Here is a 20,723-nt window from a genome sequence, read left to right on the forward strand (position 1 = left end):
ATGGATGAATTTAAAAAAAGAGGTGGTAAGTTTGAAGTTTAATGAAAGCGTTGTTTTGATTACCGGCGGAGCACAAGGAATTGGAAAAGAAACAGCAAAAAAATTTCTACACGAAGGAGCGTTTGTTGTTATTTGTGATTATGATGAAGCAGCCGGAAGAAAAGCATTGGAAGATTTGAATGACGAAAAGGCAGAATTCTTTCAAGTCAATGTAACGGATAGCTCCCAAATCGATGGTATGGTTCAATCTATTATCCAAAAGCATGGTAAAATTGATGTCCTGATAAACAATGCTGGGATCACCCTTGATGGTTTTCTAACCAAAATGGACGAAGCGGATTGGGAGAAAGTGATTTCAGTTAACTTGTCAGGTGTATTTAAATGCACTAAAGCAGTCGCTCCTATTATGTTAAAACAAGGCTCAGGCGTAATCCTGAATGCCTCTTCCGTTGTAGGACTATATGGAAATATTGGTCAAACAAATTATGCTGCAACAAAAGCTGGGGTAATCGGGTTAACCAAAAGCTGGGGGAAGGAATTTGGGCCGAAAGGAATTAGAGTTAATGCCGTTGCACCTGGCTTCATTGAAACAGGTATGACTGCAGCAGTTCCAGAAAAGGTTCTCAATTATATGAAAGATAAAACACCACTTAAAAAACTGGGTCAACCAGAAGATATTGCAGCTGCCTACCTGTTCTTAGCGTCAGATGATGCAAAATATATCAATGGAACGGTTTTAAGTGTTGATGGTGGTTTAGTGATTTAGAGTATACGGATAACTTAGCCGGGATGCGTGTAGAAAAGGAATATAGAATCAGAAGGCTCCTTATTCTACATCAATTTAGTAAGCAAAACACAAGGGAAAAACTTCAATGTTTTTCCCTTCACCGTTGTTTATCACCAGTAACACAAAAACACTATTACTATTTTAACAAACTGTTTTGGCCGATTTACTAGAATTTTGTCTAGTAAAACTAAAAGTTGACCACTCAGCCAAAAAAATTTTTCTACAACAACCGCCAAATTAAACGGAATTTCAACAAAATTCTCTCTATTTATTTAAATAAATTTTTATGGTCATATTTTGGTTCTTTGGAGAATGAAAAATTATCCTTTTCACCCACTCTCAATTGAATTTACCTCCCAAAAGTCTTTCCTCTTAATCGAGTAAATTCACCTCCAGCCCATCAACCAACTAAAAAAGCAAGCTACTAAATTTGTCGAAGAATTACTGAGAAAACTACCTACTATATGTAGTATCATATGGGAGAAATTATACATAGGAGTATAATAAATTCGCTATGGGAGTGATTCAGATGACAGTAAACGAAGTTGTAATTGTAAGTGCTGTTAGAACACCAATTGGAAGTTTTCTAGGAAGTTTACAAAATGTTACAGTTAAAGAGCTTGGGTCCACAGTCATAAAAGCTGCTATTGAAAGAGCAGGAATTTCTCCTACTAATGTTGATCAAGTTATTATGGGAAACGTGTTACAATCCGGCGCTGGCCAAAATCCTGCTAGACAAGCTTCCCTTGCAGCAGGAGTACCACAGGAAGCACCCGCAATGACGATTAATATGGTTTGTGGTTCTGGCTTAAGAGCAGTTCATTTGGCAACGCAAGCCATTCTTTCCGGCGAAGCTGAAGTGGTAGTAGCTGGAGGAATGGAAAATATGAGTCAAGCTCCCTATTTATTAAAAGGCGGCCGCAACGGGTTTAAAATGGGAGACCAGAAAATTCTCGACAGCATGATTCAAGACGGATTATGGTGCGCCGAAAATGATTATCACATGGGTGTGACTGCTGAAAATCTGGCTGAAAAATATGAAATTACACGCGTGGAGCAAGATGAGTTTTCTGCATGGAGCCAACAAAAGGCCCAAGCTGCGATTGAGTCCAATCGATTCGCAGATGAAATTGTTCCTGTTGAAGTCCCTGGTCGTAAAGGTCAAGTAAACGTATTCAGCCAGGATGAGTTCCCTAAGTTTGGAACGACAGCTGCCGGCCTTGAAAAACTTCGCCCAGCCTTTAAGAAGGATGGAACAGTAACTGCAGCAAGTGCTTCAGGAATTAATGATGGTGCAGCTGCATTAGTTGTTATGAGCCGTAAAAAAGCCGAGGAACTGCAGCTTAAACCACTAGTCGTTATTAAAGCAAATGCTGTTGCTGGTGTTGACCCAAGTATTATGGGGATTGGTCCAGTCCCAGCAGTAAAAAAAGCTCTACAATCAGCTTCTTTATCATTAGAAGAGGTGGATTTAATTGAAGCAAATGAAGCTTTTGCAGCTCAAGCAATCGCGGTAGACCGTGAATTGCATTTTAATAAAGAAAAATTAAACGTAAATGGCGGTGCGATTGCCTTAGGTCACCCAATTGGTGCCAGCGGAGCAAGAATTTTGGTATCCTTAATTCATGAAATGAAGAAACGTGAAAATCGTTTTGGTTTAGCTACATTGTGTGTCGGTGGGGGCCAAGGTGTAGCAACAATTGTTGAAAACATTTAAACTGCCAATACCAATCTAATGACGGGCTCACTGAAAAAGAAATTCAAAAGAGAAACAGTCCTTATCTAGCTATTCCATGTGAATAACAGGTAAATGGAAGTCAGCATTTATTCAAGTTAATTAGACATCCCTTGATGATTCTCTTTTTAAAGAATTCAAGGGATGTTCATTTATCCATCCTAATTTTACTTATTAACTTACGATTTCTTGAAAACAAATAGGTTCTCCTATAAAAGACCATGCTCTAGTGGTTTTAATTTTCTTTACTCGCGACTACATCTCAATTTTAACAAGAAGTATTAGGAGGGATTAATTTGAACTTTAACGAATCTAAAATTAATAATGACTTTAATAAAATGCTCAATACTGATCAAAAACGATCAGAAAACACTTCACTAGAGGATCTCTTTAAAGAATATAAAAGATTCTATGAAACTGAAAGCTTTCTGGAAGCATTCGAAATGCTCGCTCAAATCATCAATAAAGGATTTCCAGCTGCAGAGTTTGAAATGGGGAAACATCATTATTTTGGAAGTGACCAGTTAGGTATTACAAAAGACTACCTAAGGGCATTCGAGTATTTTTCTGAAGCTGCCGTGCTTGGGCATACAGGTGCTCTTTATTATCAAGGGCTGATGTATCTTAAAGGTTTAGGGGTTGTTATGGATATTAATCAAGCTTTACATTCTCTAAATCAGGCTGCAACCCAGGGTGAAATCGAAGCATTAGATGTATTAGGTAAGATTTATCAATTCGGTATCTCTAATATTCTACCTGATTATAAAAAAGCTGAAAACTACTATAAGAATGCAATTAATTTAGGTTATCCGCCTTCTATGTTAAATCTTGCTGTATTACTTGAAAATCAGTTAAGGTTTGAAGAAGCTTATGAATTAATAATTGAATCAGCAAAGCAAGGGTATATGAGGGCCATCCATTATGGCTTGAGTACATACAAATAATGTATTCACTCCCCTATTATTTTTAATATTTTAGAATACTTTTATCTATTTACAAATACGTTTGTAGAAAACTGTCTTACTAATGTTTCCATATTGATAAAAGAAGAAGGTGTCCCAAAAGTATAACTTTTAGGGAGCACCTTCTTTTTTATACATTAAATTAGTCTGTTGATCTCCGCTCCAGGCGCTTCGCTTTCCGCGGGCGGAACGGGAAGCCTCCTTGTCGCACCGCTCCTGCGGGGTCTCCCCAGCTCCGTACTCCCGCAGGAGTCTTCGCGCCTTCCGCTCCAATCAACAGAGTGTGCAAAAATTATTCATCAACCACCTTTTGGGTCAGCCTCTATTTTTTAGTTATTGGAATTACTAGGTATCTGGCACATACTAGCAGCAATCATCTTTATCATTCCTTCAACAAGAAAGGGAACTTCTTCAAAGGCACTTTTCATGTGTAGTCGTTCCGTACGTTTATGGGCATCTTTTCCAAACGGCCCGACATTTAAGACAGGAGCTTTGAGTTGGGCCATTGCATCGAAAGGAATGGTATAGCTGCTCCCCCATACAGGCGTATTTGCCTTAAAGGCTGTCCAGCCTTTTCCATCATCTTGATAGTTTACATAACTCAAGTCGCTGATTCCATTGAAATAATGTACTTGTTTGACAGGTAAAGCAAATTTCTCCAGTCCTTCTTCCCTAACATATTGAACACACTTCTTCACAAGTTCATCGTGAGAAGAATTGACGGCTGGATAATAAGGTGGTGCAAAAATTAACACTATCGCCGGTGCGAGTTCTTGGCACTCGATCATTAGGCTGTCTGCAATTCTTAATGATTTTTCACGGTCATCCCAATTAGAATTGGCTTGAACCTCAGCCTTCACCTTCTCTACCTGTTCAAGACCCAATTTTCGAATTGCATGCAATTGTAAATCTTCAAAACGCAATACCCGGACTTCGCCAATAGGCGTGGCGGATTGCTTAAGACAAACCTCTTGATAGAATTGATTGCATGCTCTCGCAGCATCTTGAGCGACTTTTTCAAATATCTCCATAATTTCTTCTGCAGTCCGTTTCATTAAAAAAACATTATATAAAGCTGCTGATCGGTATGGAGTTTGAACGGAGTATTCCGATCGTAAATCCTTTTGCAGAAGTGTTACGGGGAGCGGTGTGGTTTCTCCCATCACATTTTCCTGCAGGTCTATATTCCACTCCATCCGCTGTGTCAAAAATGAGGCAATATATGGGGCAGTAATGCCGCTAAGCGGTTCACCTACATGTGTTTCTTTCCCATAAAAGAGGGCAGAAGGCATAATTTTTCCGATTGACCCAGAATAAACATAATAACTTCTGTCTCCAGGTTCTTGTGTAAAGACTGGCTCTCCATTTAAGAATAACTTATAGTCGAGCTGATGCTCTCCTCTTAGTTCTAATAGTTTGGTAACAGCGGCTCGCATACCTGATGAGTTTACCTCCTCATCTGGAACGGTAAGCAGCAAGATATTAATAGGCCATTTTTCAACCGATGCTTTTTCCAGTAACGCCATGTGCATCGCGAGTCCCATTTTCATGTCCATTGTCCCTCGGCCAAATAAATATTGACCTGATAGTAGATCAAACTTTGCCTCTCCGTGTAATTCATCCATTCTATCAAAAAGTAATTTTGTCAAAGCTTCAGGTTGATAGGCAAATGGCTCAAGGTCTCCATATTCTTCAGTGTTTACTGTATCAAAATGACTTATTAAAACAATTGTACCTTTTACTTCCTTATGGCTATATAATGCGGTTAAAAAACGTCGTCCCAAGTCCGCTTCATTCAGTTCCAGGTTGTTTGGATTGTCGAGAAAATATTGAAGTTCTTTCAACTTCCCCTGAATCTTACCGGGAAATTCACGTTCACCCTCCGTTAAGGTCATACTATGCCAACTCACTAATTCACACAACAATCCTCTTAATGCATCCGGTGTTCCCCACCTTAGCTGTTCCATATCTTGTTTACCCCTTTAAAATCAATTCGCAAAATAATATGTTGCTATATTAATATTTAAACTTAATGTTTTTGTGATAAATCACTGTCCACCTCTGATGGACTGTGTACATTTGTGGTGCCTGACACCCTATTCTTGAAAAAGAAGGATAAGTAGCAGATCAGCAGGAATCCTAGTCCAATCAGGAGTCCAATTAATTGGGTTGGATCAAATGCTAGAAATATTAAAATTGACACACAACATATTATGCAGACGAGGGGGATTAACGGGTAGAATGGAACTCTATACTGTAAATCCTCCACTTTTCCACCCTGCTGCAGGTATTTACGGCGAAACATGAATTGGGAGAGGGCGATTCCGATCCATGAGATCGTTACCGATATCCCGGCAATTGACATTAATAATACAAAAACTGTATCGGCAGCAATCACACTTGTTAATAAAGATAATAATGAAAAAATCATGGTAAAGATAAGAGCTGTAAATGGGACCTTCCGTTTGGATAATTTACCAAACACTCTCGGTGCCATTCCTTCATGAGACATTGCCCATAATAGCCGGGTTGATGCATAGATACATGAGTTCCCAACTGATAAAATGGCGGTCAGGATAACAAAGTTCATAATATCCGGTGCAAAGGGAATTCCAGCCAGGTCCATTAAGGTCACGAATGGGCTTTCCAATAATCCAAGCTCCTTCGTTGGGAAAATGGCTGATAAGATAATAATTGAGGCAAGATAAAAGACAATAATTCTAAATAACACATTGCGAATAGCACGAGGAATGTTCTTTTGAGGTTCTTCGCTTTCACCCGCTGCAATGCCAATCAACTCAGATCCTTGATACGAAAAGATTACATTCATCATAGTTACAAAGAGAATGGCAATCCCAGCCGGAAATAAACTAGTTGGTGCTAGGTTTTGCAATAAAGGAGCTGGCCGATCCTCCAAAGGAATAATTCCAATTATTGCCCCTACACCAATGATAATAAAAAAGATCACGGCTACAACTTTAATTCCCGAAAACCAATATTCGGCTTCAGCAAATCCTCTTGTTGTTAAGGCATTCAATAAAAATAACAGGAGAATAAATACAGCACACCAAACCCATACAGAAACATCCGGAAACCATCGCTTCATAATGATTCCGGCAGCGGTGAATTCTACTCCTGCCGTAGTTGCAGACCCAATGAAATACATCCACCCCAGAGAAAAGCCGGCCGATGGATTAATGAATTTACTTGCATATGTTTGAAAGGAACCGGTAACAGGCATATATACAGCCAGCTCCCCTAAACACACCATAACAAGGTACAATATGATGCCGCCAAATATATACCCTATTAAGGCACCACCTGCTCCCGCCTGATTAATCGTATAACCAGCATTCAAAAACAACCCCGTTCCGATGACTCCCCCTAATGAAAGCATAAACAAATGACGGCGTTTCATTGACCGATTTAATTGTTCTTGTGGAACCCCTTGATTTCCCATCCTCTCGCTCACCCCTCTTAAAATTGCCGTCCACTAAAAACGCAGTGACAAACAGCTTAATCCGCCATCCAACTTTCGAAACTCAGACATTTCGAGTTCAATTGTTTGATAGCCGGCTTCATTAATTTTTTGTTTCGTCACAGGGTTGCCAGCGGGAATAATGACATAGTCATTGACACGGATGCAATTGGCCGCATATTCCTCTTCAGGAGGAACAATAATTTTATTGAAAGAGTTGAAGTCGGGATGGTCAATAAATTCACCAGCAACAACAATAGTTTCGTCCCCTAAATAGGCGATCCCAGTTTTTAGATGAAAAAATTTCTCTAAATGAATAATCGTTGCTTTATACCCCTCAGATTCAAAAATTTGTTTTAATTGTCCGGCACCCTCTAAGTTTGTTCTTACAGATACGCCAATATAGAAATGATCCTCAATCTGTAAAATATCTCCTCCATCAAGAGTTCCAGGGGCTTTAATATAATAAATGGTTTCATAGAAAGACTTAATGACAGGTTCCATATCATGGATTTTCTCCATTCCGTGACAGGGCCCCTGGGTTTGAAATGACCGCAAATCTTGGGGTCAATACCGCTGTATCCTCAACAAAAGTGGAATCTGGAAATTCAATCGTACTTGGTAAAACTGTTACATTCGTTCCGCACTTTTCCAAAGCACTAATGTATGCTTTATGCTGTTCTAAAGCTTTTGCTAATTCCGGTGTCCCCAGATCGGAAGTAGTCAAACCATTCACATAACTTTCACTTGGTATTTTTACAATGGTATGTCTAAACATGTTTTCATCCTCCTCTATTTTTATTCACGAACAACCGGACATGTCAGACATGTCGGCCCGCCCGTCCCTAAATACGAGATTTCATTTCCTTCATATTCATGTACTACTGTCCCTGCCTCAATTAATTGTTGCTTCGTATAGGGGTTTCCACTGACGATTACACATACTCTTGGCGCTAAAGCAAGTACATTACAGCCAAGCCGATCGTATTCTTCATCGGGTACTTCTATTAATTCAAAGCCCCTTTTGATAAGTAACTGTCTTAGGAAGACAGGCATTAACCTGGAATATACCACTGCTAGATTTTCATCTACTATACTGATGAACGACATAAGATGAAGACATTCCTCTTCTCCTTGATGATGCGGCAACTGAACAATTATACATTCATCCACTAAATCTTTTGTGATTTCTTCAATCTGGCGGATGGCTTCATCATTGGTACGATATCCTCGGCCAATTAACAACGTACGGTCATCCAGCCAAACTAGGTCGCCTCCATCAGCCACCGCTTCACCAGTAAGTTCTCCTAGAATTGGTATGTTCTTTTCAAGTAAAAATCGTTTATACGCTTGTGCTTCCGGCTGACGCAGCCTTTTCCCTGATTTTAAAATGATGGCTCCTTGTTTGGTGAATTTAACAGGGTCATGGGCATAAAGAGAATCTAGTCCTACTGTTTGTGCTGCGGGCAAAAACTCTATTTCAGCTACATGTTCTTTCATAATTGCAAGGAACTGTTCAAATTCTTGATGTGCCTTTATGTAATCTGGTTCATGGATGTAATTGAAATTTTTCCAAGCATTATTTAAATGTTCTTGACTGATAAACGCATCCTTTGGATGTTTCATAATAACTTTATTAAGTTTTTTATACATTGAAGAAACCAGGTCAACCCCTCCTCCTTTTTTCCGCATAGTGGAAAACATTTTCTTAGAATGGAAATTTATAATATGATATTATAGTAGGTAAGGATGCATGTCAATATATTTTGAATTTACAGATTATTTCTTTAAAAAAGAAATAAAGATCCTCGCTAGGAGTTGGCCTTATGCAAACAATTGACCGTGCAATGCAAGTAATTAAAGTACTAAATGAAAGTGAGATAAAAAGATGGTATTCTATAACAGATTTATCTAAGGAATGTGACCTGCCTGTCAGTACTATGCATCGTCTATTGCAATCAATGATTAAACACGGACTAGTTCAGCAAGATCCGGATTTAAAACTCTATTCAATGGGCAATACATGGTTGGAGTATGGCTTAAAGATGTATGACACCTTTGATTTTGTCGGGCTGATTCGTCCCGAAATGGAGAAATTAATGCATGAGGTTGAAGAGTGCGTTTACTTTAGTAAACCAATAGGCTTAGAGTCATTAGTAATGGAGCGTATTGACTGCCCGCAAAACCCCATCCGAATTTATGATCAACTGGGAATCCGAATCCCGCTGAATATCGGTGCTGCCAATAAGGTAATGTTAGCTAATATGCCAAAGAACGAAGCCTTAACTATTGTAAATCAATTAGTTTCCGAAGATAATACAGAATCCTTCTTACAGCTGCTAGCGACCATTCATATGCAAGGCTATGGGGAAAGCCACGAGGAAAAAACCAAAGGCACCTCTTCGGTTGCAGCCCCCATCTTTAATCACTCGAACGAACTAATCGGAGCGCTCAGCATTGGTTATGTTAACTTCAATTTATCAGAAGAACGGCAGCGTTATCTAATTGAACAAGTGATACAATATGGTTTACGGATATCAGCGAAGCTTGGGAGTAAGCGGTAACCCTCTTTACAAATTAAAAAAGGTAAATGCATTTCTGCATTTACCTTTTTTAGGGCGTTGAATTTTATTTATTTGATTGATTTCCTTTAGCATCACGTTCTACTTCCATTTTTGTTACAGGAAGGTATCCTTGATCTTGTAATAGTTTGCTTTGGAAATCATCTGACATCATATAATCTAGGAATTCTTTAGCAAGATCAGTAGCCTCCCCCTTTGTATAGGAGTGCTCATACGCCCATACAGGGAATTTACCAGTTTGTACATTTTCAGCAGTTGGTTTTACACCATCAATGGAAAGAGGTGTTACAGAATCATCTGTGAAGTATGAGAATGCAAGGTAACCAATCGCTCCATCTGTTTCATTAATAATCTTTTTAACTGTGTTAGAGGAATCTTCCGTAATACCTTCTGCAGGTGTTGCACCATCAAGAGCAAACTTATTGAATACGGCACGTGTACCTGAAGAGTCAGGACGGTTTACAAGAACGATTTTTTGGTCTTTTCCGCCTAGTTCTTTCCAGTTAGTGATTTTTCCTGTGAATACTTTGATTAAATCGTCTTTTTTAATATCTTTAATCCCAACTTTAGGGTTAACAGCTGCAGTCATACCTACAACCGCTACTTTATGATCTACTAACTGATCCGCAGGGATGCCATCTTTTTCTTCAGCAAATACGTCAGAGTTACCAATTTGAACAGGTCCTTCAGCAACTTGTGATAAGCCTGTACCAGATCCACCAGCTTGTACTTGTATATCAACTTTTGGATTTGCCGCCATGAATTCTTCAGCCGCAGCTGCTACTAAAGGCTGCATTGCCGATGAACCAGAGATAGATAATGAACCTGAAAGTTCTTTCTTTTCCTCAGTTTTAGTTGTTGTCTTTTCGGTGCTACTTGCTGATTTGTCTGTAGATGTTCCGCCTCCACATGCAGCCATGAAAACCATTACTGCTGCGAAAAGTGTAAGTAGACTTAGTTTTTTCAAACGTTTCATTTGCTTTATTTCCCCCTAGTGATTCATATCAATTTATGAATCTATTTGTTTTCCTTACAAGATTTAATATAGACCATAAGTATTAATTCAGTTTGAATTGCATGTAAAGGTTTTGTAAAGTTCTCCATTTGTTAATTTGATAGTTTTAGGAAAAAATATCTTTTATAACTTTGATTAAGGAAGAGCGAAAGAGCGGAACTCCTCCGTAAAGACTTTGAGTTCCGCTCTTTTTATGCTTCGTACAAAATGGGATAAATTATTATGCTGAAAGTCCTTGCTCCTGTTTTAAATTAGAATGATTTACTTTTCCACTCAGCCATTTAAAAACGATTGGGATGATCAAGAGGCAAATAAGCGTAGAACTGATCATACCTCCAACAACCACAACCCCCAGTGTTTGGGAAATGACAGCGTCCCCTTTCCCTGACACAGCTAACGGAATTACTGTTAAAATAGTCGTAACGGCTGTCATTAAGATAGGTCTAACTCTTGTTGCCGTTCCACTCAGGATTGCTATATCTAGTTCTAAACCTTCACTAAGGTTTCTTTCAATCTTATCAACAAGGACAATCCCGTTTGTAACCACAATCCCCGTTAACATCATTAATCCTACTAATGCTGCAAGATTCCATTCAAGCCTAAAAATCATCATTGCCATGACAGAGCCGATAAACGCTAACGGAATGCACACTAATACGGATAAAGGTGCTCTCCATCCCCGGAATACAATACTAATAATTAGTAGAACAAGCAAAATGGAAAAGAATAACGCTATCGCCATCTCATAGATCATTTCATATACTTGCTCAGGGGCACCTGCAAAAGAATAATCGATACCCTCTGGCAACGGAATTTTCCCAAGGGTACTTTTGACTTGTTTCGTGACTTTTCCAATATCACGTGAAATGATGTTAGCTGTAATCACCGCATACGGTTTTCCATCCTTCTCTTGAATCACCGCGGAACCTACAGGTATTAACGTAGCAAGTTGATCTAATGTCACTTTTTGTCCTTGTTTAGTTAGGAAGGTCTCCCCGCCCATTAAAGTAAAAATATCCGTTGTACTGCCATTTTGTTTATCCGTATGAATAACAATTGGAAATGTATTTTGATTAATAGAGATGAACCCTTGTGTTCCATCAGCAGTAAATTGCTGAATTCGATTTAAAACATCATCTAGCTTAATGCCATAATGTTCAATAGCCTTCCGGTTTAATGTAATCTGATACTGGGGTATATGATCTTCATCATCGGCAATCCCCTGTACGGATAGTCCAGGAACAAGCTTAAGCTTGGCTCTAATGGTTTGTGCCATTGTTTCCAGAGTCTGATTATCTGCCCCTGTAAGATTGATCTTTAACTGGGAATCGTCGCCTGCGATGCTTTGATTCGAAACCGTGTATACAGCTTTACTTGACAATGTATTTAATTGTTTCTGTAGACTCAGGATAAAGGCATCTACATCGGTATCCCTCTTTACCGATATGGACAAATTGGCAATATTCGGTTTCTGAAGCCACCCACCACCTGCATCAAATACATCATCCGATTGGGGAGTAAATGATGAACCAAGTCCTGATGAAAACGAGTCGATTTTAGAATTTGTTTCCAACAATCCTTCCAACCTTCTCACTTCTGCGTCTACTTCCGTTAATGAAGTATTTGATGGAAGTTCCACTTGTACTGCGATTTGTCCCTTGTTATTTGACGTAGGTAAAAAATTCACGGGAAGGAAGGCGGCTCCCACCGACGATAATAAAAATAAAGCAATAAATACGGAAACCACTTTTTTCTTACGAGCAAACACCCAAGAAAGCATTTTATGTGCAACCGGTTCTAATTTATCATCGTTCGAGATAGGTTTACCCTTCCAAAAAAGATTATATAGTGCTGGAACAACCAAAATGGAAACAAATAGTGAGATGATTAAAGCAATCACCACAGACCATGCAAAACCTGAAAAAGCTGAACTTACTAAACCACCTATAAGTGCAATCGGAATGTAGACAGCTACAGTAGTGGCTGTTGATGAAACAATCGCAGGAATCATTTCACATACAGCACCTGTTAGCGATTGAACACTGTTTTTCCCCTGTGTTTTATTCACTTTCCGGTTCATATTATCAAGGATAACGATTGAGTCATCGACTACCCTCCCCATAGCGACAATAAGGCCAGAAACAGTAAGAATATTGAGACTGATTCCCATTGTTTTTAATAAACCAGTTGTAGCCAATAGACAAATTGGCAGCGAAATGACAATTAGTAAGGTGGAACGGACTTTACGGAAAAACAGGAAAACACAAATCATCGAAAACAAGCAGCCTAATAAACCCTCTTTTATTAACCCTTTTAATGATGCATTGACCTGATCTCCTTGATCAAAGAGAATTGACGCATTTATATCCTTATATTTCAAAGAAGGAATATCCTTCATTTTCGCCTTGACTCGATTAGATACATCGGTAATATTGGAGGATGGAGTCTTCAAAACATCGATTAGAACACTAGGTTTTCCGTTGGTCCTTGATATAGTCTCTAGGTTGACTATGGAATTTGAAATGTCGGCCACTTTAGAAAGTGGAACCGTTATACCCTCTCCGTTATGAATAGGCAACTGCAACAAATCTTGTTGATTTAATACCCAGCCCGAGACCTGGACAGGAATGGATACTTGGTTGTTAGAAACTTTTCCCTCTATTCCAGTCGTATAGTCTTCTTCGAGCGATTGTTTTACGTCATCTACTGTTAAACCCGCTTTTTTTAAATCTGCCATCCGCAAGTTAACTGCATAACCGGCTATTCCCCCACCGGATACGCGTACATCTTTAACGCCTGGGACTGTTTTCAATCGATTGACGAAATCTTCTTGAATAGTGGTTCGGAGCATGTTTTCTGTTATATTTTGAGACGAACTGTTCAGACTCATTCTTATAATCGGCATGGAATGAGTACTAAGACGGGTTACTAGCGGCTTTTCAATACCGGTCGGCAATTTGATATCCGCTAATGCTTTTGCAACCTGTTCCTCCGCTTGCTTCATATCATAATTCATGGGAAAGTTCAGACTGATCAAAGCCCCCCCATTGAATGAGTTGGTTTCAACATCTTGTAAGCCGTCCACTACCCGGAGTGCCTGACCAATCGGTTCAGTAATTTTCGCTTTTATTTGATCGGCTTGATAATGATCGGCACGAACAGTGATTGTGAGAGTTGCATTATTAATTTCCGGCAGGTAATCGCGCTGTATTTGTTGAGCCGACATTCCACCCCACATAAGTATAAGAACAATTAAAGTGATAATGAGAATCGAACGTTTCATCGTTTCATTTATTAATCGTTTCATATGATTTATTTGGGCAATGATAGCCCAAATTCTCCCCTCTTTTATGTAATTGGTACCTGGTTTAACAACAATAGCTACCCTTATGGATAGCTATTGTTGTTTATTGACTGACCACCATAGTTAACGATTAGTCATTCTCAGCAGGATTTGGGGCAAAGCTTTCCGGCTGCTGTTCTACCTCATCTGGTGTATGAACCTTTTTATCACCTGGATATGGTTTATCAAAGCCTTCTGTTGAATACCAAACAGCATGATTCAGCATGTTGGCGTTGACTTCATCAGGTGAAGCATGTCTACCAGTAAACTTGTCCTTATTTTTGTTAGACCATTCTGTCCACTTTTTAGAAAGTTCCTTTGTCTCTGGTGTCACTTGCTCTGTGTTGGCAAGGGCAGCAGTATTAGAACCCGGCTGGCCATTTAAGGTGTCAAGCGGGATTTGGTTTGGTTCAAAATTGTATGGAGTAAAGTCAGGATTATTTGTAAAGAGTTCGCTCATTGGCTCTGCCGCTGCATCGTTTTGGTTCATGGCAGGAAGACCAAGAATTTGCTCAATACTGCGTACCATGTTGATGACAGTCCAGTAGTGACTGTCAATAATACCTTTCTTTACCCAAGGACTGATGACATGTGCAGGCTCACGATGGCCGTCCACGTGATCTAACCCATTCTGTGCATCATCTTCGGTTATAAAAATAACAGAATCTTTCCAATACGGGCTGTGTGAAATCAGGTCAACGATTTTACCAATAGCCAAATCATTGTCTGCCACCATTGCTTGTGGTGTTGGAGAACCTGTAGCATTTCCTGCAGTGTGGTCATCCATCACCCACATAGTGTTTAATGCTGGTAAATCATTATTTTTGACATGTTCTTCAAACCGCTGCTTGAAGATCTCAAATCGATATTGGTCAGGTATATTCGTATCAAACGTTGGGAACGGCTTATACGTGATAGGTCCAAGCGATGGAATATCGTATGTGGCCGAATAGTTTCCGATTGGTACATGTAGATTACCTTGCTTTTGGCCAGAAAGGATTAAGTAATCGTTATACCAATCAGTCCAAGTGCCAAATGGTGCTGAACCTGTGAACCCGGTTGTATCTTCCCCGAAGTTTTCGACTGATACATTATGTTTAGCAGCTTGATCCCATAAATGTCCTGTAGGAGCATATGCCATTGGGTCCCCGGCACCACCAGGATAGCTTTTAACATTTGCTGTATCAGTTTCTTTATCCTCATAGTCTGTGTTCGTTCCTTGCATAACCCATTGATGTCCGCTCGCTGACTGGATACCAGAGGTATACATATTATCAAGAAGCGGGAAGGTAGTAGCAAGTTTATGAATGTTAGGAGTTACAGCTTTAGGGAACTGTGTTAATCCTACTTCTCCATTACCCTTTCCTAGATCACCCAGTACTTGGTCATAGGTCCGGTTTTCCTTGATAATATAGAATACATGTTTAATAGTTGATGGCTCACCCACACGCCCAGGCATTGCAACTGGTTTCTTATTATTACGCGGTTTAGCGTTTAGATCCTTTAAGCCATACCAGTTATTATCAGCGTAAACCTGTTTTGTTCCCCTAGCTAGATCCTCAGCCGAAGGGAATGGGATTAATGAAAGAGATCCCATTTGCGCATAAGAAGAGTGGCCAGAAACCTTAATTCCTTGAATCGTTAAATCCCGTGCTGGTCCTTGTGAACCAATACCATCCGCATTTGCAACTACTAGATTTTTATTTTCAGCGTCCACTGCAATATCTACCGGGAACCAGGCAGTTGGTAAAAGACCTTGTAATTCTGGAGTTTTATCAGGTCCTTGCCAGTCATATACAGCAATGGCGTTATCACGGCCAAGGCTGACCATTAGCTTATTGTCTACTACCTTAACAGCGTTTGGTGCAGAACCTTTATGCGCATTTGGGTACGGTTTAATGTCAATAGTTTGAGCAACAGTATTCGTCTTTGTGTCAATGACAGAAACCGTGTCACTGTTAGTATTTGTTACAAATATGTATTGACCGGATTGTGCCATACGTTCAGGCTGTACGCCAACTTCAATTGTCTTTGTAACCTTGTTTGTTGTCAGATCAATAACTGATACTGTTCCTGTTGACGTCGCACCTGTCTTAGGATCGACGACTACTTGAGTTCCAGAAGAGTCAACGGTTGTATCCCCTGCTTTCGCTACCCGTCCGCCTTGGTTTGTAACATAAGCTGTGTTACCATCAACTAAAACACTTGTTGGGGCATTTTCCACTACAATTTTGGCTGTTAATGCGCCTGTTTGCGGATCGATCACACCTAGGCTGTTATCACGGTTAAGAGCTACTAAAAGCTGGCCTTGTGGTCCTACCGTTAGATCAAGCGGATTGATATTTCCACCTACAGCTGCATTTGGTAAAGTATAAGTCTTTTGAATAGTTGGTGTTCCATCTGTTCCTACAGACATAACCACCACTTTACCTTTTCCTCCCTTAGAGCCTGTTGCAAATAGCTGATTTCCGTCCTTCGAATAGGTTAATCCCCACATAGTGGAAAGGCCTAAATCGAAATCTTTTAATGTTAATTTTCCTGTTGCAAGATCGACGACATTGATTCCCTTGCCGCCGTAATTGTTACGGCCGACGATGGTTACCGCCGTTTTTCCCTTTGGATTAACAGCAACTGAAATCGGGTTTCCGCCAAATTCAATTTGCTTTCCTGCCGGTGTAATCAATTGATTAACAGGTGTTTGTACGGAACCATCCGCTTGTGTCCCAACTAAATTACTTCCAAATGCTCCATCATTTGCAGCGTAAACTCCTGCTGACCCCATTAACACAGTACATAAAGTAAGTCCAGCAAGCAGCTTTTTCTTTTTTCTAAGCTTCTTTAACATCCATACCATCCCTTTCTTTACTACAGTAATAGAATACAATTCTTTTATTAAGGAAAAGTTGAGGCAGTGTAAAAGATAAATAAATAAAATTCTGACTATTTATCCACAACTTTATATCTAGTTCTTTTACGTGAATCAACTATTATAGTATTTAAGTAACCTTTACATGGTTATAATTAATAATTCTTTAACACTTGCTTCATCTTCTCTTAAAATACTTACCGTATAATTTGATTATGTAATGGATTACTACAAAAAAGGAGGTAATAGAATGTTCTTGAAAAAGTTAGCTCAGGGTGGACTGATTACGGTTGAGTATAATAAAAATGGAGTTTTAAGGACCCTTAAAGGGCGGGTTCGTCACTTAAATCTCAAAGACCAACTGGTTTCATTAATAGATGAAAAAAAAGTACTGCATTCCATCCATTTATCTGGTATTAAACAAATTCATTAATGGCTTTAAATTGTAAGAAACTAACCTTTTAGTGTTAAGGTTATTTTTTTTGTCCTTTAAACTCTAGTTAATGGACTGCGAATAAAACAAAAGAACCTGAGTATATCACTCAGACTCTTTTCGATACCTATAATTTTCAGTAAATGATTAGCTTGGATCCCCAGCTTGTAGCGCTTGATCCATGGTATTAATCTTTTGTTCAAGATCATTAATTGAATTCTTTAAAGCTTCAGGATTTGGTGAGCTATTTAATTGCTTACTTACAGTGGAAGCTGCGTTGTCAAGGGCTGTCCACTCTTCAAAGTGATCATCGGATGAAACACTATAAAATTCTTGTATACCTTGGATAATATCCTTTATCTCTGGTTTCATTGTCTCATAGTTTTTTTCAAATTGATATTGTTTCAACAATGCAAAATGGTGTCTTACATCGCTGACTGGATTCATATTTCCATGGTTCATTTTGTCATGGTACTGATCGTATACCATCATCATGTGCATGCCATGTCTATCATGCGGCCCCATATGGCAATGAATCGGCCAAATACCAGGATTGTCCGCTTTCAGCAATAGGTCATACTTTTCGCCTGGTCCGATTGTAATCGAATCCTTGGTCATTGGGTTTGAGATATCCCTACCGTCAGAAGCAACCACTTTAAAATGATGTCCATGGGTGTGAAAGGTATGAACTTCAGAACCAGCATTTATTAACCTGATCAAATAGGTTCCTCCTTCTTTAACATGAAGAGGGGGTATTTCCGGAGCTACTTTACCATTAATCATATAGTACTTAGCTTTTCGTTCGGTTGTATCATAATCACCCTCTAAGTGAAGATGCTCAGCAGCTGTACCAACATACTGATTAGCTTCGGTTCCCTCAGACAGGCTTAATAGCGGATCTCTTTCTGCAAGGAGAAGTGTAAACTCTCCATCTGTCTTAAATTTTGGTTGTTTAGGCTCCACAATAAAAGCTCCATATAAGCCCATTTCTGGATGCCTGTCCGGTTCCACATGACAGTGATAATAATAGGTACCGGCATGTTTTGCATCAAATTCGTAGGTAAATGTTTCTCCCTTCATGGTTGGATGTTGACTCATATCAGGTGTCCCATCGCCAGCAAAACTGTTGTCAACCCCATGAAAATGAATCGTATGCATTTCTTTTTGTTGATTATGGAACACGACCTTAACGTGATCCCCTTCTTTCACACGGATTTCTGGGCCAGGAACACTAGGAGGAGTAGCAGGAGCATTTTTCTTAGGATCCCATAAGCCCAAACCCCCAGGAAAAAAGGGTTGTTCCTTGAGAAACTTCCTGTTCCATATCTGCTGCATATATATGAAACACCTTTGTTTCCCCTTTAGTTGTTTGGACGGAGGCGGCCTTTAATTTCCCCTCTAAAATAAAAAAGGCGATTGCCGCAAGACAGCAAAATAAAGATAAAAACATAATCATAGATCGTTTCTTCATGTAAACACTCCTTGATGTTGGTAAATATCGGAAATTACATGCCATTCAATCATAAACTCCGGTAACCATTGATTACCGGAGTTTACCTGTAAAATATGTTTATTTATTTAAATCACTTTTTACATCTCTATTAGTATTTTGCATGTCTTCTAGAGAAGGTAACCCGGAAATATATCCTACTCCACCAGTACGATCAATTCCAATTTCTTTCTCCATCGCTTGTTCTAATTCAGTTTTATCGACTGCTGTAATCTTCTTACCTTCTAACTCATCCCCTGGGTGCTGGAAATTGCTCATGATGTAAGAGAATCCATTACGATTATCTGCTGCAAATAAACCTGTTGATTCTGCTCCAGCTGGGACAGATAAAATTCTTGTCAATTCCTTCGTGTCTACATTATAAGCCCATACAAAGTTGTTGGTATGCATTCTGCTGTCCTCACCAATGAATAAGGTTCTTAATGCTTCCGAATAGCTCAAGTTATCTGTATTAGCCACTTTATTCACATTCGCTTTATTTCCATAAGCATCCGCAGATGGCATATCTTCGCCAGCGATTAAACCAGACATGCTAGCGGCAACATATTTACTATTAATCTTTTGACCTGAGGAATCTTTTTGACCATCAGTTAAATCTAATTGATACGTAACACCTGATTTAATTTTGGGCAGTTTCATATCATCGACTGGATCGGCAGCACTTTCGACCATACCATTACTTTGATCGGAAATCGCAATGTAAACTTTTTTATCCTTTTCGTTTAGGGTCACACCTTCCATTTTGTTAAACTCAGATGTTGCCCCAAGCAGTGCTGCATAACGGCGGGACTCTAAAAATGCTGCTGCCTTTTCCATGCCAGGCTTAAGCTTTAAGTATTCTGTTTTTCCATATGAATATTGCTTGATAGCTTTGAAGCCTTCTTTTGGAACATCAGAAGTTTCAAAAATATCGCTGAACGTTATGCCACTGTCGATAATTTTTTTAACTTCCTTATCGGTAGAATGGCCAAGTTTGATCCATTCTAAATTACCAGCTCCGCCATTTTTAGTACCTGTTTGGTGGAATTTCGCTGCATATAGTGTACCAGCGGTAAGATCCTTTGCTTTATCCGCTATATACATAAACATCGTTGTATAGGAACCGTCGTCTCCAAAGAATGCTGTACGTTGATCAGGCATCATCTTCATTAATTCGTGAGAAAAACGGCCAATACTATAATGTTTTGCAACAGAGGCTTCTCCATGTTTATCTACTTTAATTTCAGGAATGAATCCATAAAAATATGGATTGGCCTTTGACTTGTCTCCAAAATAAAGTTTAGCAAAGCTTTCTACTTGAGTTCTGGTAGAGGAAGCTGGTAATTCAAAACTGCGAGCATCTGGCTCATACTCTTCAGAACCTAAGTGGGTATTCCATGGTGAAAGAGATCCGTTACATGGTATCCAAAGTCCATTTACGCTAGAAAAATCAATTTTCTTAACTGATTTTGGTGTTAATTCCCCAGTTTCCTTATCTTGTTCTAGTTTGGATAATGACATTGACGCTGGAACAATACCATATGCTGATTTTCCTGCAGCATCAATTGTCTGGTATTCATAATGGGTGACCATATATTGTTGTCCATGGATTGGATTCAATAAACTATTGGAATCGGGTGCATCTGAAACATAGTAGGTAGGGTTTCCTTCCACACTTGTATCCATGATGGGGTCACCATTTACATCAATTGGTGTACCTGCAGGAATCAACTTTCCTTTGTTCATAGCTACTTTATCTTCAGATTTAAATAGCCGCTTGTAAGAAAGTGGGAAATTCTTCACTTCACCATTACTATACTTTACATCCATAGATGCGTTCGTATAGGTTTGAACCATTTTATCAATTGTTTTTGGTGCTTCCATCCCATTAAACTTAACGGAATCAATCGTAACATGACCATTGCCTGCCGCTGCAGCTGGTGTTAATGCTGGAATCGTTAAAGCTAGTCCTAGTGCGATAGTAGTCGCTTTTTTACTAAAAGTATGTATTCCCATTGTTCTCCCCCTAGTAA

Annotated in this window: 14 protein-coding genes and 1 pseudogene; 5 read left to right on the top strand and 10 right to left on the bottom strand. The window is 39.3% G+C overall.

The window, feature by feature from the left end:
• Positions 1 to 4: 4 nt before the first annotated feature.
• The 3 genes from fabG to ACZ9EE_RS05460 all read left to right on the top strand — a co-directional run bounded on the left by fabG (position 5) and on the right by ACZ9EE_RS05460 (position 3,466).
• On the top strand, positions 5 to 766 hold the full coding sequence (gene fabG / locus ACZ9EE_RS05450) for a 3-oxoacyl-[acyl-carrier-protein] reductase (protein ID WP_476025649.1): 762 nt from the start codon (positions 5 to 7) through the stop codon (positions 764 to 766).
• A gap of 550 nt (positions 767 to 1,316) precedes the next feature.
• Positions 1,317 to 2,504: an acetyl-CoA C-acetyltransferase gene (locus ACZ9EE_RS05455; protein ID WP_476025650.1), complete on the top strand. Its 1,188-nt coding sequence runs from the start codon at positions 1,317 to 1,319 to the stop codon at positions 2,502 to 2,504.
• Positions 2,505 to 2,818: 314 nt separating this feature from the next.
• A complete protein-coding gene (locus tag ACZ9EE_RS05460; RefSeq protein WP_476025651.1) occupies positions 2,819 to 3,466 on the top strand; it encodes a tetratricopeptide repeat protein in 648 nt (215 codons plus the stop codon).
• Positions 3,467 to 3,813: 347 nt separating this feature from the next.
• Here ACZ9EE_RS05460 and ACZ9EE_RS05465 read toward each other — a convergent pair whose 3' ends face one another.
• The 4 genes and pseudogenes from ACZ9EE_RS05465 to ACZ9EE_RS05480 form a co-directional block, all read right to left on the bottom strand.
• A complete protein-coding gene (locus ACZ9EE_RS05465; RefSeq protein WP_476025652.1) occupies positions 3,814 to 5,451 on the bottom strand; it encodes a M20/M25/M40 family metallo-hydrolase in 1,638 nt (545 codons plus the stop codon).
• A gap of 62 nt (positions 5,452 to 5,513) precedes the next feature.
• Positions 5,514 to 6,944, bottom strand: a complete 1,431-nt coding sequence (locus ACZ9EE_RS05470; protein WP_476025653.1) for an amino acid permease — start codon at positions 6,942 to 6,944, stop codon at positions 5,514 to 5,516.
• A gap of 33 nt (positions 6,945 to 6,977) precedes the next feature.
• Positions 6,978 to 7,740 (bottom strand): annotated as a pseudogene (locus ACZ9EE_RS05475) (dimethylarginine dimethylaminohydrolase family protein).
• 20 nt (positions 7,741 to 7,760) lie between these two features.
• Positions 7,761 to 8,615 (bottom strand): dimethylarginine dimethylaminohydrolase family protein, encoded by an 855-nt coding sequence (locus ACZ9EE_RS05480; protein ID WP_476025654.1) that lies wholly within the window; start codon positions 8,613 to 8,615, stop codon positions 7,761 to 7,763.
• Positions 8,616 to 8,788: 173 nt separating this feature from the next.
• Here ACZ9EE_RS05480 and ACZ9EE_RS05485 point away from each other — a divergent pair, with 173 nt between their 5' ends.
• On the top strand, positions 8,789 to 9,526 hold the full coding sequence (locus tag ACZ9EE_RS05485; RefSeq protein WP_476025655.1) for an IclR family transcriptional regulator: 738 nt from the start codon (positions 8,789 to 8,791) through the stop codon (positions 9,524 to 9,526).
• A gap of 64 nt (positions 9,527 to 9,590) precedes the next feature.
• On the opposite strand, the gene ACZ9EE_RS05490 is transcribed toward ACZ9EE_RS05485, so the two are convergent.
• The 3 genes from ACZ9EE_RS05490 to ACZ9EE_RS05500 form a co-directional block, all read right to left on the bottom strand.
• Positions 9,591 to 10,520, bottom strand: a complete 930-nt coding sequence (locus ACZ9EE_RS05490) for a phosphate ABC transporter substrate-binding protein (RefSeq protein WP_476025656.1) — start codon at positions 10,518 to 10,520, stop codon at positions 9,591 to 9,593.
• Positions 10,521 to 10,779: 259 nt separating this feature from the next.
• Complete coding sequence (locus ACZ9EE_RS05495; protein WP_476025657.1) at positions 10,780 to 13,866, bottom strand: efflux RND transporter permease subunit; 3,087 nt, start codon at positions 13,864 to 13,866, stop codon at positions 10,780 to 10,782.
• A 127-nt stretch (positions 13,867 to 13,993) separates the two neighbouring features.
• Positions 13,994 to 16,747, bottom strand: a complete 2,754-nt coding sequence (locus ACZ9EE_RS05500; protein WP_476025658.1) for a bifunctional YncE family protein/alkaline phosphatase family protein — start codon at positions 16,745 to 16,747, stop codon at positions 13,994 to 13,996.
• 271 nt (positions 16,748 to 17,018) lie between these two features.
• Here ACZ9EE_RS05500 and ACZ9EE_RS05505 point away from each other — a divergent pair, with 271 nt between their 5' ends.
• Entirely contained in the window at positions 17,019 to 17,201 is a 183-nt protein-coding gene (locus tag ACZ9EE_RS05505; protein ID WP_476025659.1) for a hypothetical protein, read from the top strand.
• Positions 17,202 to 17,348: 147 nt separating this feature from the next.
• Here ACZ9EE_RS05505 and ACZ9EE_RS05510 read toward each other — a convergent pair whose 3' ends face one another.
• The 3 genes from ACZ9EE_RS05510 to ACZ9EE_RS05520 all read right to left on the bottom strand — a co-directional run bounded on the left by ACZ9EE_RS05510 (position 17,349) and on the right by ACZ9EE_RS05520 (position 20,706).
• Positions 17,349 to 18,479, bottom strand: a complete 1,131-nt coding sequence (locus ACZ9EE_RS05510; protein ID WP_476025660.1) for a multicopper oxidase family protein — start codon at positions 18,477 to 18,479, stop codon at positions 17,349 to 17,351.
• Positions 18,460 to 18,672 (bottom strand): hypothetical protein, encoded by a 213-nt coding sequence (locus tag ACZ9EE_RS05515; protein ID WP_476025661.1) that lies wholly within the window; start codon positions 18,670 to 18,672, stop codon positions 18,460 to 18,462. The genes ACZ9EE_RS05510 and ACZ9EE_RS05515 overlap by 20 nt, the downstream gene beginning before the upstream one ends.
• Before the next feature lie 99 nt (positions 18,673 to 18,771).
• Positions 18,772 to 20,706, bottom strand: a complete 1,935-nt coding sequence (locus ACZ9EE_RS05520; RefSeq protein WP_476025662.1) for a PhoX family protein — start codon at positions 20,704 to 20,706, stop codon at positions 18,772 to 18,774.
• Between the last annotated feature and the right edge of the window lie 17 nt (positions 20,707 to 20,723).

The organism is Bacillus sp. URHA0034 (assembly GCF_056280405.1).

Bases quoted from the DNA above. Each gene is read 5' to 3' on its own strand.
- ACZ9EE_RS05455 (WP_476025650.1), top strand. From the start codon at position 1,317: ATGACAGTAAACGAAGTTGTAATTGTAAGTGCTGTTAGAACACCAATT.
- ACZ9EE_RS05465 (WP_476025652.1), bottom strand. From the start codon at position 5,451: ATGGAACAGCTAAGGTGGGGAACACCGGATGCATTAAGAGGATTGTTG.
- ACZ9EE_RS05480 (WP_476025654.1), bottom strand. From the start codon at position 8,615: ATGTATAAAAAACTTAATAAAGTTATTATGAAACATCCAAAGGATGCG.
- ACZ9EE_RS05485 (WP_476025655.1), top strand. From the start codon at position 8,789: ATGCAAACAATTGACCGTGCAATGCAAGTAATTAAAGTACTAAATGAA.
- ACZ9EE_RS05500 (WP_476025658.1), bottom strand. From the start codon at position 16,747: ATGTTAAAGAAGCTTAGAAAAAAGAAAAAGCTGCTTGCTGGACTTACT.
- ACZ9EE_RS05495 (WP_476025657.1), bottom strand. From the start codon at position 13,866: ATGAAACGATTAATAAATGAAACGATGAAACGTTCGATTCTCATTATC.
- ACZ9EE_RS05470 (WP_476025653.1), bottom strand. From the start codon at position 6,944: ATGGGAAATCAAGGGGTTCCACAAGAACAATTAAATCGGTCAATGAAA.
- ACZ9EE_RS05490 (WP_476025656.1), bottom strand. From the start codon at position 10,520: ATGAAACGTTTGAAAAAACTAAGTCTACTTACACTTTTCGCAGCAGTA.
- fabG (WP_476025649.1), top strand. From the start codon at position 5: ATGAATTTAAAAAAAGAGGTGGTAAGTTTGAAGTTTAATGAAAGCGTT.
- ACZ9EE_RS05505 (WP_476025659.1), top strand. From the start codon at position 17,019: ATGTTCTTGAAAAAGTTAGCTCAGGGTGGACTGATTACGGTTGAGTAT.
- ACZ9EE_RS05515 (WP_476025661.1), bottom strand. From the start codon at position 18,672: ATGAAGAAACGATCTATGATTATGTTTTTATCTTTATTTTGCTGTCTT.
- ACZ9EE_RS05520 (WP_476025662.1), bottom strand. From the start codon at position 20,706: ATGGGAATACATACTTTTAGTAAAAAAGCGACTACTATCGCACTAGGA.